The sequence below is a fragment of the Pseudomonas sp. Larv2_ips genome (assembly GCF_963879675.1).
Classification (GTDB): Bacteria; Pseudomonadota; Gammaproteobacteria; order Pseudomonadales; family Pseudomonadaceae; genus Aquipseudomonas.
On record NZ_CAWOAW010000027.1, the window covers coordinates 1,863,973 to 1,876,323 of the forward strand.

General features: G+C 63.2%; 5 protein-coding genes. 3 read left to right on the plus strand and 2 right to left on the minus strand.

What is annotated here, in order from left to right; genetic code table 11:
• The first annotated feature begins 53 nt into the window (after window positions 1-53).
• Both AACV02_RS25390 and AACV02_RS25395 read left to right on the plus strand, forming a co-directional pair.
• Window positions 54-989: a pyridoxamine 5'-phosphate oxidase family protein gene (locus AACV02_RS25390; RefSeq protein ID WP_119742760.1), complete on the plus strand. Its 936-nt coding sequence runs from the start codon at window positions 54-56 to the stop codon at window positions 987-989.
• 153 nt (window positions 990-1,142) lie between these two features.
• Window positions 1,143-2,483 (plus strand): PQQ-dependent sugar dehydrogenase, encoded by a 1,341-nt coding sequence (locus AACV02_RS25395; protein WP_119742762.1) that lies wholly within the window; start codon window positions 1,143-1,145, stop codon window positions 2,481-2,483.
• 42 nt (window positions 2,484-2,525) lie between these two features.
• Here AACV02_RS25395 and AACV02_RS25400 read toward each other — a convergent pair whose 3' ends face one another.
• Window positions 2,526-3,950 (minus strand): efflux transporter outer membrane subunit, encoded by a 1,425-nt coding sequence (locus tag AACV02_RS25400; protein ID WP_119742839.1) that lies wholly within the window; start codon window positions 3,948-3,950, stop codon window positions 2,526-2,528.
• Window positions 3,950-4,744, minus strand: a complete 795-nt coding sequence (locus AACV02_RS25405) for a helix-turn-helix transcriptional regulator (RefSeq protein WP_106578919.1) — start codon at window positions 4,742-4,744, stop codon at window positions 3,950-3,952. The genes AACV02_RS25400 and AACV02_RS25405 overlap by 1 nt, the downstream gene beginning before the upstream one ends.
• A gap of 490 nt (window positions 4,745-5,234) precedes the next feature.
• Between AACV02_RS25405 and AACV02_RS25410 the strand changes: the two genes are divergently transcribed.
• A complete protein-coding gene (locus tag AACV02_RS25410; protein ID WP_119742764.1) occupies window positions 5,235-11,504 on the plus strand; it encodes a non-ribosomal peptide synthetase in 6,270 nt (2,089 codons plus the stop codon).
• Window positions 11,505-12,351 lie beyond the last annotated feature (847 nt).

The following is a 12,351-nucleotide window of genomic DNA, read 5'->3' on the forward strand; positions in this document are numbered from 1 at the left end:
TCTTGATGGGTGACAGGGCGCAGCATTCACTCATCGAACCTGAGGAGTGCGCCATGAACCAGATCGAACCCTCCCCCTGGCATGCCGGCGAACGGCAGATGCAGCAAAGCGCCGGCGTTGCCGAGCGCATGGCAGTCGTGGGGCCCAAGGTGATCCGCGACCATTTGCCGGAGCAGCATCGGGATTTTTATCCGCTGTTGCCCTACTTGATGCTCGCGGTGGTGGATGCGCAGGGCATCCCTTGGGCGACGCTGCTCGAAGGCGCGCCGGGGTTTGCCCATTCACCCGACCCGCACACGTTGCAGATCGACAGCTTGCCGTCCAAAGGCGATCCGGCGCTGGCTGCGTTACACCGCGGTGCGTCCGTGGGCCTGCTGGGCATCGACCTCACTACCCGCCGCCGCAACCGCATGAACGGGCGCGTGGGCAGCCTTGGTCACGCTGGCTTTTCGGTCGATGTGGTGCACACGTTCGGCAACTGCCCCAAGTACATTCAACGGCGCCCGGTCGAGTGGATCGCGCGCAAACCCGGCACCTTGGTCGAGCCCTTGAACGGCCTGGATGACGCCGCGCAAGACTTGATCCGCAACGCTGACACCTTCTTCGTCGCAAGCTACGTTGACGAGGAGGGCGCACGCTCGGTAGACGTTTCCCATCGCGGCGGCAACACCGGCTTCGTGCGCGTCGACGGCAATGTGCTGACCATTCCCGACTTCGCCGGCAATCTGTTCTTCAACACCTTGGGCAACCTGTCGGCCAACCCGGTGGCGGGGCTGTTGTTTATCGACTTCGAATCGGGCGACGTGCTGCAGATTGCCGGACGCACCGCGCTGATCCTCAGCGGCCCAGAGGTGGCCATGTTCGACGGTGCCCAGCGGCTATGGACGCTGACCGTGGAGCATGCGGTACGGCGCCCGGCAGCGTTGGCATTGCGTTGGCAGTTTGCCGAGTTCTCGCCGTTCAGCCTGGCGATGGGCCGTTGGCTGTGACTTGCAGCGCGGCCGGAGTGGTTGCCGCAAGCCGGCCAGGCGCATCCCTTGGCATTCGTGCCCGCCGGTTAATATTCAATTGCGCCACTGCCGGTGTTTACCCGCGCCCCATCACGCAATACTCCGTCGGGATTTTGCCCCGAGGTTTCAACCATGAATGTACCGAGCCGCCTTGCGCTCCTGATCTGCGCTGCCACTGCTCTCACCGCCTGTGGTGAATCGTCCAAGTTGCCGTTCCAGGCCAGCGTTGGCCCCACCCCGCAATTACCGGAACCCAGCACGTCGCTGATCCCCACACTCAACGTCTCCAAGGCCGTCGGTTGGCCCGGCAACGCCCAGCCCACGGCGCCTGAAGGTTTCACCGTGACGGCGCTGGCCGACAATCTCGACCACCCGCGCTGGGTCTACACCTTGCCCAATGGCGATGTGCTGGTCGCCGAAAGCAATCACCCACCGATGCCCGAAGGCGCCACTGACGGCGGCACGGGCTTGATCGCCTGGGCACGCCGTACCGCGATGGGATTTGTGATGGGCCGGGTGGGCGCCGATACGCCCAGCGCTAACCGCATCACCTTGCTGCGCGACGCCGATCACGATGGTCACGCCGAAGTACGCACTGAGTTCCTTGCCGGCCTGACATCGCCCTTCGGCATGGCGCTGGTGGGCGATGAGCTGTACATCGGCAACGCCGACGCGGTGGTCAAGGTGCCGTATACCTCGGGCCAGACCCATATAGACGCCACGCCGGTAAAGGTCACCGAGCTGCCGGCCGGGATCAACCATCACTGGACCAAAAACCTGCTGGCCAACCCGGACGGCACGCGGCTCTATGTGACCGTGGGTTCCAACAGCAATGTCGGTGAAAACGGCCTCGACGCCGAAGAAGGCCGCGCGGCCATCTGGGAACTGGACCTCGCCAGCGGTAAGAAACGCCTGTTCGCCAGCGGCTTGCGCAACCCCAATGGCCTGGCCTGGAAGCCCGGCTCCACACAACTGTGGACAGTGGTCAACGAGCGTGACGAAATCGGCAGCGACCTGGTGCCCGATTACCTCACCTCGGTGCAGGACGGCGCGTTCTACGGCTGGCCGTGGAGCTACTACGGCGCCCACGTCGATGTGCGCGTGCAACCGCCGCGTCCGGACAAAGTGGCCCAGGCCATTGCCCCCGACTACGCCCTTGGCACGCACGTCGCGCCGTTGGGCCTGACCTTCTCGGACGCGCGGGGCATGCCGACGGCGTTCGCCGATGGCGTGTTTGTCGGTGAGCACGGTTCGTGGAACCGCAACCCGCAGGCCGGTTACAAGGTGGTGTTCATTGCCTTCAAGGACGGCAAACCTGCTGGCACGCCGGTCGACTTCCTGACCGGTTTTCTGAATGCCGCGGGCCAGGCCCAAGGCCGGCCGGTGGGTGTGACCCTCGACGCGCAAGGCGCGTTGCTGGTGGCAGACGATGTGGGCAACAAGGTGTGGCGGGTGGCACAGCGCAACCCTTGAACGCTGCACAAAGGATGTGGCTAGCCCACATCCAAACCCGCTTTATTTTGCCGTCGCCAGCACCGGCGTATCCCCCCACGCGCCACCCAGCGCGGTATACAGATTCACCTCCGCCACCAACTGTGCCAGCCGGTCGACAATCAGCGCTTGTTGCGAACTGAACAACGAGCGCTGTGCATCGAGAAACGTCAGGTTGCTGTCCACGCCGCTGCGATAGCGGTGTTGGGCCAGGTCGTAATAGGCCTGGTTGGCCGCGACGAAATCGCGTTGTGCATCCAGCTGGTCATTAAAGGTCTGGCGGGCGGCGAGGCCGTCGGCGACTTCCTGAAAAGCCGTCTGGATCGACTTTTCATACTGGGCCACGGTGATGTCCTTTTGCAGTTTTGCGTAGTCGAGACTCGCGCGCAGGCTGCCGGCGTTGAAAATCGGCAGGTTGATCTGCGGCTGGAACGTCCAGGTGCCCGAGCCGCCCTTGAACAACCCCGACAGCTGCGTGCTGGTGCTGCCGGCGTTGGCCGTGAGGGTCACGGATGGAAAGAACGCCGCGCGCGCCGCGCCGATATTGGCGTTGGCGGCCTGTAACTGATATTCGGCCTGGAGAATATCCGGGCGCCGCTGCAGCACGTCGGACGGCAGCCCTGCGGGCACGCGCGCCACCAGTTCATCGGCGAGCGGTCGCGCGGGCAAACGCTCATCTACTGGCGCGCCCACCAGCAGGGCGAGGTTGTTCAGGTCCTGGGCGACCTGGCGTTCATAACGGGCCACGCTCGCACGCGTGCTTTCCACTGCGGTGCGCGCTTGCACCACGTCCAGCGCCGAGGCCTTGCCCGCGCTTTTGCTGCGGCTGGTGAGCTGCCAGCTGTGGTCGTCGGCTTCCAGGGTTTGCTGGGCCAGGGCCAGCAGTTCCTGGTCGGCGCGCCAGGTCAGGTACGCATTGGCGACGTTGGCCACCAGGCTCAACTGCGCGCTGCGTCGCGCCTCTTCGGTGCCCAGGTACGTGAGCATCGCCTGTTCGCTGAGGCTGCGCACACGGCCGAACAAATCCAGTTCATAAGCGCTGAGCCCCAACGTGGCGGAATAATTGGAAGTAATCGCAGACTTGCCGGTGCCGGTCACATCGCCTGGCAACTTTTGGCGTTTGCCGGCGCCTGTGGCGGACAGGGCCGGGAACAGGTCCGCACGCTGGATGCGGTACTGCGCCTGGAACGCCTGCACATTCAGCGCCGCAACGCGCAGGTCGCGGTTGTTGAGCAGCGCATTGGCGATCAACTGCTGCAAGGCAGGGTCGTGGAACACATGCTGCCAGTCCTGTGTTATCGCCACGGTGCCCGATTGCGCCAGGCGGTAAACCCCGCTTTGCGGGTACTGCGCAGGCACAGGCGGCGCTGGCCGCTGGTACTCGGGGATCAGCGAGCAACCGCCGAGCATCCAGGCCATGCCTACCGTTGTGAGCATCGCTTTGTTCATCAGGCGCCAACCATCCATTTGGCCAGGCCATGTCGGCCACTGACGCCCAACTTGGCAGCGGCGCGTTTGAGGTAGGTTTCAATCGAGCTGTTTTTCACGCTGAGTTTTTCCGCCATTTGCGGCACGGTGCCGCCGGTCAACAGGCCCAGGCACACTTCCTGCTCACGCGCCGAGAGGGTGATATCGCTTAACGACAAACGCTTGTAGAACTCGCGCTGCAGCTGCGATTGCTCCAGCGGGTTGTGCGCCGGCTCGATCTCGGTGTGCGGTGCCTGGCGCAGGATCTGCGCGTGCCGTTCCATCAACGGCAGCAGGGTGTCCGACAGGCACTTGAGAAACGACAACTGCGCCAGCGAAAACCCTGGCTGGGTTGGCGGGCGATAGAACGAAATCACGCAGCGTCGATTGCCCTGGCGCGACACCAGGTTGCACTGGTGTGAGCTGCCGCGCGGGTGCGCACTGTTGGCCTTGGCCTTCATCTGAATCAGCAGCGGGTCCTGCATGCGCAGCATTTGCCGCAGCAGCGGGTGATCCTTGATGGGGTGCAGGGTCTGCGGCGCAGACAGGTCATTTTTAACGCCGGCGCTGCCCAGGAGCTTGATCTCGCGCACGCTGTCGCGCAGCTCGTCGAGCGTCCATTCACTGAGGTCCACCAGATGAATCGGCACCCACTTGTCCACGAGGTGCAACATGTTGGCGGCGAAGTGCTGGTGGCCACTGCTTGAAATCAACTCACCCATTTCGGCGTAGAAATGCGGGCTCTGTGTGTCGCCAATACTGCGGGTCAGACTCATAGCCATCTCATCCTTGATGTCGAAAACCGTCGACGGGGCGCCCTGGGTTTGTGAGGCGCGGTCCGTGCTCCTTGAACGTAATTCGGCGTTCGAGATTTTATTTAGCCATAGGGATTTGTCCTACGTATGCAGCGGAAACGAGGGACACAACCTGCCATAAAAACCACGTCATTAATTCGACGTTTCTGACGGCTTATTCCGCCCACGAAAAACCGCCTATCGTTTTTAGATTTAATTAAATTATTGATTTACATGGAAAATATAATTTTTTAAACGAACCCTTTAAGCATTGGTAGCGGCCACAAATAGCCAATTTCCTACAAACGTTTAATCGATTCAGCAATGAACCCTCAGCCAAGGCCGTTTTGCGCCTTTCTGATGTCCGGGTTTCGGGTGACAGACAGCCCCGAACCCCCATGCTCAAATCCGCCAATTTCGGCGAAATGGGCCCTCGCGCGGCCAGTGCCTGACCTCCCATGAGAAGGATCTTATGACGCATCTCACCCGCCAGCCGGCCAGCTTCCCCCTCACCGCTGCCCAACAGGACATCTGGCTCGACCAACTGCGTGTGGGCGACTCACCGCTGTACAACATCGGCGGCTATGTCGATTTTGCCGGGCCGGTGGTCCCCGATTTGATCCAACGCGCGGTCGAGCGGCTGGTGGCCAAACACGATGCATTGCGCACCCAGCTGCATAGCGACGACCAGGGTCTGCCTCGGCAAACCTTCGTCCCTGCCATGGCGGTGGAAGTGGGGCAGTACGATTTCTCTGCGCTGCCCGACCCGCAGGTCGCGACCCAGGCATTGATGCAGGCGCAAATGGCCCGCCCGTACGCCATGAGCGGTGAACCGCTGTTTCGGTTTTTCCTGGTCAAACTCGACGATGACCATTACCGTCTCGGGACCCAGGCTCACCACCTGATCCTCGACGGCTGGGGCTTTGGCCAGATGCTGCAATCCCTGGCTCGGCTGTACAGCGACCTGGAGCAAGGTCGGCAACCGGAGCCACTGGCGCCGTCCTATATCGACTTCATCGACACCGACCAGCGCTACCTGCAATCGGCGCGTTACGCCCGTGACCGCGCCTATTGGCTGGACAAATACCAGGTGCTGCCCGCGCCGCTGTTGACGCCTCGGCACAACGCGCAGGCGCCGAGCAATACGCTGGTGCAAGCGTTCCCGGTGGCGCTGCTCAACCGCATGGAACAAGTGGCCAACCGGTATCAGGCCTCGGCCTTTCATGTGTTGCTGGCGGCGATGTACGTGTATTTCACCCGCACCAGCCAACGCGATGAATGGGTGGTGGGGTTGCCGATCCTCAACCGCTCCAACGCGCGTTTTCGTTCTACCGTGGGTTTGTTCACCCAGGTGAGTGCGGTGCGTTTTCAGTTCAGCCAGCACTTGCCCTTCAGCGCCTTGGTGCGTGGCATACGTGACCAGCTCAAGCAGGATTTCCGTCATCAACGCTTCCCGTTGAGCGAGATGAACCGTGAGCTGGGCCTGCGGCGTACAGATCGCGGTCAGTTGTTCGACCTGTCGGTGTCCTTCGAGCAGGACGACCACGACCTGCGTTACGGTCAGGTCCAGGCCCGCGCGATCAAGGTTTCCAACCATCATGAGCCGCTGCCGATTGCCATCCACCTGCGCAGCAACCGTTACCAGGACACCGCGTGCCTGCATTGCGTGTACAACGAGGCGTATTTCCAGCACGACGACGTGAAAGCGATGGCGCAGCGCTTTACCTGGCTGCTGGAGCAGGGCCTGGAAGACACCGCGCTGAGCGTGGGTGAGTTGTCCCTGGTCACGCCCGCCGAACAGGCCCAATTGCTGCGTTGGAATGCCACCGCACAACCCGCCACCGAGCAGCAAACCCTGCACGCGCGCATAGAAGCGCAAGCCGCCCGCACGCCGCAGGCCATCGCGGCGGTGCACCAGGGCCGGCAACTGACCTACGCCCAGCTCGATCAACAGGCCAATGCGCTGGCCTGGCAGTTGCTCGAACACGGCGTGCAGCTGGACGATCGCGTGGCGATTGTGGCCCGGCGTGGCCTGGACACCTTGGTGGGGTTGTTGGCGATCCTCAAATCCGGCGCCTGTTATGTCCCCGTGGACCCGGCCCATCCTGCCGAACGCCTGAACTACCTGTTGCACGACAGTGCGCCCGTGGCGGTGCTGACCCAGCAGGATTTGCTGCATCGCCTGCCTTTGCTGGACGTGCCGGTCATCCGCCTGGAGCACCCGGCCGGGCACCTGGGCGAGAGTCCGCGGGTCGCCGTCACGCCGTCGAACCTTGCCTATGTGATCTACACCTCCGGCTCCACCGGGCAGCCCAAGGGCGTGATGGTCGAGCACCATACGGTGGCGAACCTGGTGGACTGGCATTGCCGGGCGTTCGACCTGCGCGCCGGCAGCCACACGGCCAGCGTGGCCGGCTTCGGGTTTGATGCGATGGCCTGGGAAGTCTGGCCGGCACTGTGTGTGGGCGCGACGCTGCACCTGCCGCCGGCACAGGATGACGCGCAGGACGTCGATGCATTGCTCAGTTGGTGGCGCGCGCAACCGTTGCAGGTGTGCTTTTTGCCGACGCCGGTGGCCGAGTACGCCTTCAGTCAGCGCCTGGAACACCCTACATTGCGTACATTGCTGATCGGCGGCGACCGTCTGCGCTCGTTCAGCCGAACGCAGACCTTCGACGTGATCAACAACTACGGCCCCACCGAAGCCACGGTGGTCGCCACCTCCGGGCGTGTCGAAGTGGGCGGGCCGCTGCATATCGGCGCACCGGTCGCCAACGCCTGCGTTTACTTGCTTGATGAGCAGCAACGCCCGGTGCCCATCGGTGTGGCGGGGGAGTTGTACGTCGGCGGCAAAGGCGTGGCGCGCGGGTATCTCAACCGTCCGGAACTGACCGGCGAACGCTTTCTCGATGACCCCTTCAGCGACGGCCGGATGTACCGCACCGGCGACCTGGCCCGTTGGCTGCCCGACGGCAATCTCGAGTACCTGGGCCGCAATGACGATCAGGTGAAAATCCGCGGCGTGCGTATCGAGCTGGGGGAAATCGAATCTGCGCTGGCCACGCACCCGGCCGTCATGGAAGCCGCCGTGCTGTTTCGTGAGGGGCAATTGCTGGCGTGGTATGTCGAACGCGCCAGCGTCACTGTCGAATCGCTGCGTGCCCATCTGCAAGCCTCGTTGCCTGACTACATGCTGCCGGCGGCCTACGTGAAGCTGGCGGCTTTCCCGCTCACCGCCAACGGCAAGCTCGACCGCAAGGCCTTGCCGGCGCCCACACAAGCGGCTTTCGTGACGCGGTTGTTTGAAGCACCACGCGAAGGCGTGGAAACCACCCTGGCGCAGATCTGGACGCAATTGCTGCACGTGCAGCAGGTAGGGCGTCATGATCATTTCTTCGAGTTGGGCGGGCACTCGCTGCTGGCGGTGCAACTGGTGCAACGCATGCGTGATGCCGGGTTGCGCGCCGACGTGCAGGTGTTGTTCGGCCAGCCCACCCTGGCAGCGTTGGCGGCGGCCAGTGCCGGCAGCGACAAACAGGTGCCGGCTAACCGCATCCCGTCGGGTTGCACGCACATCACGCCAGACATGCTCGCACTGGCCGACCTGGATCAGCCCGGCATTGATCGCATCGTCGCCGGCATTCCCGGAGGAGCGGCCAATGTGCAGGAAATCTATCCGCTGGCGCCGTTGCAGGAGGGCTTGCTTTACCACCACCTCACCGACGAGCGCGATCCCTACCAGCAACATGCGCTGTTCAGTTTCGCCAGTCGCGCGCAGCTCGACGCGTTTGCCCAGGCGTTGCAACAGGTGATCAACCGTCACGATATCCTGCGTACCAGCCTGGTGTGGGATGCCCTGGACCAGCCCATGCAAGTGGTGTGGCGCGATGCACAATTGCGGGTTCAACCCCTGCGCGAACAACATCAGCCACTGGACTTGCGCCAGGCGCCGCTGATGGCCCTGGATTACGCCGAAGAACCGCACAACCGGCGCTGGGTTGCCAAACTGCGTTTCCATCACCTGGTCAACGACGCCACCTCAACCACCGTGCTGGTGGACGAAATTCGCGCGCACTTGCTTGGGGAGCAGGCGCAACTGCCGGTGCCAGTGCCGTATCGCAATGTGGTCGCACAGACCCGGGCGCCGGAACGACAGGCCGCCCACGAGGCGTTCTTCCGCGAGCGCCTGGCGGATGTCGACGAGCCGACCCTGGCGTTCGGCTTGCAGGAGCGGCAGGCGGACCGCGCTGAAATCGAGGAGTCCGAACAACCCCTCGGCGACGTGCTCAACCAACGCCTGCGGGCCCAGGCGCGTGCCCTTGGCGTCAGCGCTGCCAGCCTGTTTCATCTGGCCTGGGCGCACGTGCTCAGCCGTGTCGCGAGCCGCGATGACGTGGTGTTCGGCACCGTGCTGCTCGGCCGTCTGCAAGCCGGCGAAGGCGCTGATCGCGCGCTGGGCATGTTCATCAATACCTTGCCGTTGCGCGTGCGCCTGGCCGGGCAAACCGTGCTCGATGCGCTCAACGACACCCACACCCAGCTCAGCGCGTTATTGGCCCATGAACAGGCTTCGCTCGCATTGGCCCAGCGTTGCAGCAGTGCGTCGCCGCTGTTCAACAGCCTGCTCAACTACCGTCACACCGACGCCGACCCACGCCTGAACCTGGTGCCGGGCATTGCGTTGCTCAGCAGTGAAGATATCGTCAGTTACCCGTTGATGCTCACCGTTGACGACGTTGCCAGTGGCTTTCGGCTCAAGGCCAAGGCGCCGCGCAAGGTTGGCGCCGAGCGACTGTTGGCGTACCTGGACACGACCCTGCATGGCCTGGCCCATGCCCTTGAACACGCACCGGCCACGCCATTGCGCACGGTGCCGGTGCTGCCTGCCAGCGAGCTTAATCGGCTGTTGGTGGACCTTAACGCCACTGAAACCGACTACCCGGAAACCCTTACCGTGCAGGCGCTCTTTGAAGCCCACGCGCGGCACATTCCCCATGCCATTGCGGTACAGGCCGGCGAACGGCAACTGACCTACCGCGAGCTCAATGAGCGCGCGAATCAGCTGGCCTTTCACCTGCGTGAACGCGGGGTTGAGCCGGATTCGCGGGTGGCGCTGTGTGTCGAACGCGGGCTGGACCTGGTGGTGGGTTTGCTGGCGATTCTCAAGGCGGGCGGCGCCTATGTGCCGCTCGACCCTGGGTATCCGCGCGAGCGCCTGGCCTACATGCTCAACGACAGCCAACCGGTGGCCCTGCTGGTGCACGCCGCCACCCGCGACGTGCCGGGCGCGGTGTCTGTCCCGGTGATCGACTTTGACCAGAACGCCTGGAGCCAGGCGCCCATCGGCAATCCGTCGGTGCCCGGCTTGAGCGTCGCCAACCTGGCCTACGTGATGTACACCTCGGGCTCCACCGGCACGCCAAAAGGCGTGATGATCGAACATCGCGGCCTGGGCAACCTGATGCACTGGGGCTCCCGGCTGTGCCCGAATGCCGAAGGCGGCGCGTTGTTGCAACGTGCGCCGTTCAGTTTCGACGGCTCGGTGTGGGAGCTGTTCTGGCCGCTGGCCAACGGCATGCGCCTGGTCCTTGCGCGGCCCGACGGCCACCGTGAACCGGCTTATCTGGCGCAAGTGATCCGCGAGCAGCAGATCACGGTGATCAAGTTCGTGCCGGCAATGTTGCAGCAGTTTCTCGAGCTGGAAGAGTCGGCGTTGTGCACCAGCCTCACCGACGTGCTCTGCGGCGGCGGCGAACTCACCGAAGCCCTGGCCCGTGGCGTGCAGGCGCGCTTGCCCAAGGTGCGTTTGCATAACGTCTACGGGCCCACCGAAGCCACGGTGGACAGCAGCGCGTGGACGTTGGAACCCGGCGATCCGGTGCCGGCCTTGCAGTTGCCGATTGGCCGTGCGATCAACAACACGCGTCTGTATGTGCTGGACGAACACGATGCGCCGGTGCCGATGGGCGTCAGCGGCCAGTTGCATATCGGCGGCGTTGGCGTAGCGCGGGGTTATCTGGGGCTGGAGCAGATGACGGCCGAGCGCTTTATCGACAGCCCGTTCGTGGCGGGTGACCGGCTGTACCGCACGGGCGATCTGGTGCGTTACTTGCCGGACGGTAATCTGGAATTTCTGGGGCGCAATGACTTTCAGGTCAAGCTGCGCGGGGTGCGCCTGGAGCTGGGGGAGATCGAGTCACGTCTGGCGGCGCATCCGGCGTTGCGCGAAGTGGCGGTGCTGATTCGCGATGAGCGGCTGGTGGCCTACTTCACCCTGCGCGCTCAGGCGCCGAGCCTGGAGGCCTTGCGTGCGTATGTGCTGGAGCAATTGCCGGAGTACATGGTGCCGGCGGCTTTTGTGCAGCTTGAGGTATTGCCGCTTAATCCTGCCGGTAAGCTTGATCGCAAGGCGCTGCCTGAGCCGGGGTTGGAGGCGGTGGTCAGCCGTGCGTATGAAGCGCCGGTTGGTGAGGTGGAAACCTTGATGGCGGGGATTTGGGCGCAGGTCTTGAAGTTGGAGCGGGTAGGGCGGCATGACCATTTCTTCGAGCTGGGCGGGCATTCGTTGCTGGCGGTGAGTTTGGTGGCGCGTATGCGCAAGACGGGGTTGGATGTGGATGCGCGGATGTTGTTCAGTCAGCCGACCTTGGCGCAGCTTGCAGCCTGCACTGCGACACGGGTGGAGGGTGTGGATGTTGTGCAGACGGCTATTCCGCAGCTTGGTCGGCGTCGGCGGATTTGAGTGGGGGGCTTTTGGGGGAGTGTATATCCGTTGCTGCGGTAACGGCTACTTAGGGTTCCGCTCTTACAGCGGGTCACTTTTGGCAAACGCCCCAAAAGTAACCAAAAGGTCTTTGCCCCACCACTCGGCACCTCGCTTAGGCTCGGTGTGCCCTCACTCCGGCTTGAATCCGTGGGCCGCCGTGACGGGCCATCCATGGCCCAACACGGCTAACCCGGCGTCCTGCCGGGTTACCCACGGATTCAAGCCTGCGTTCGGCCAGCGTGGTTTAACGGGGCCTGTCAGATCAAAGTCAAAAGCAAGATCAAGAGCAGAGCACGGCGGCCTAGTAGCCGACCTGAGTGGTAGAAGCAAAAGCGGGTCAACAGCACAGCAACGCGCTTCTATCTGATGCACTGCGATCCAAATGTGGGAGCGGGCTTGCTCGCGAAGGCGGTGTGTCAGCTACACATGAGCTGACTGACCCACCGTCTTCGCGAGCAAGCCCGCTCCCACAATTTGACCGAGTGCAGTCTCCACCACCGCAGTGCTTTGCTTTTCTGTGGAAGCTGGCTTGCCTGCGATGCAGACACCTCGGTGTATCAGGCATAACCAGTAGATGCCATCGCAGGCAAGCCAGCTCCCACATTGAATTGGGTTCAGCCTTCAAGATCAGGTCGGCTGTCAGGCCGCCTCGCGTCCGCTTTTGATCCAACCACTCAGGTCGGCTACCAGGCCGCCGTGCTCTGCTTTTGATCTTGATCTTGATCTGCTTTTGATTTTGATTTTGGGCGCCCCGTTAAACCACGCTGGCCGAACGCAGGCTTGAATCCGTGGGTAACCCGGCAGGACGCCGGGTTAGCCGTGT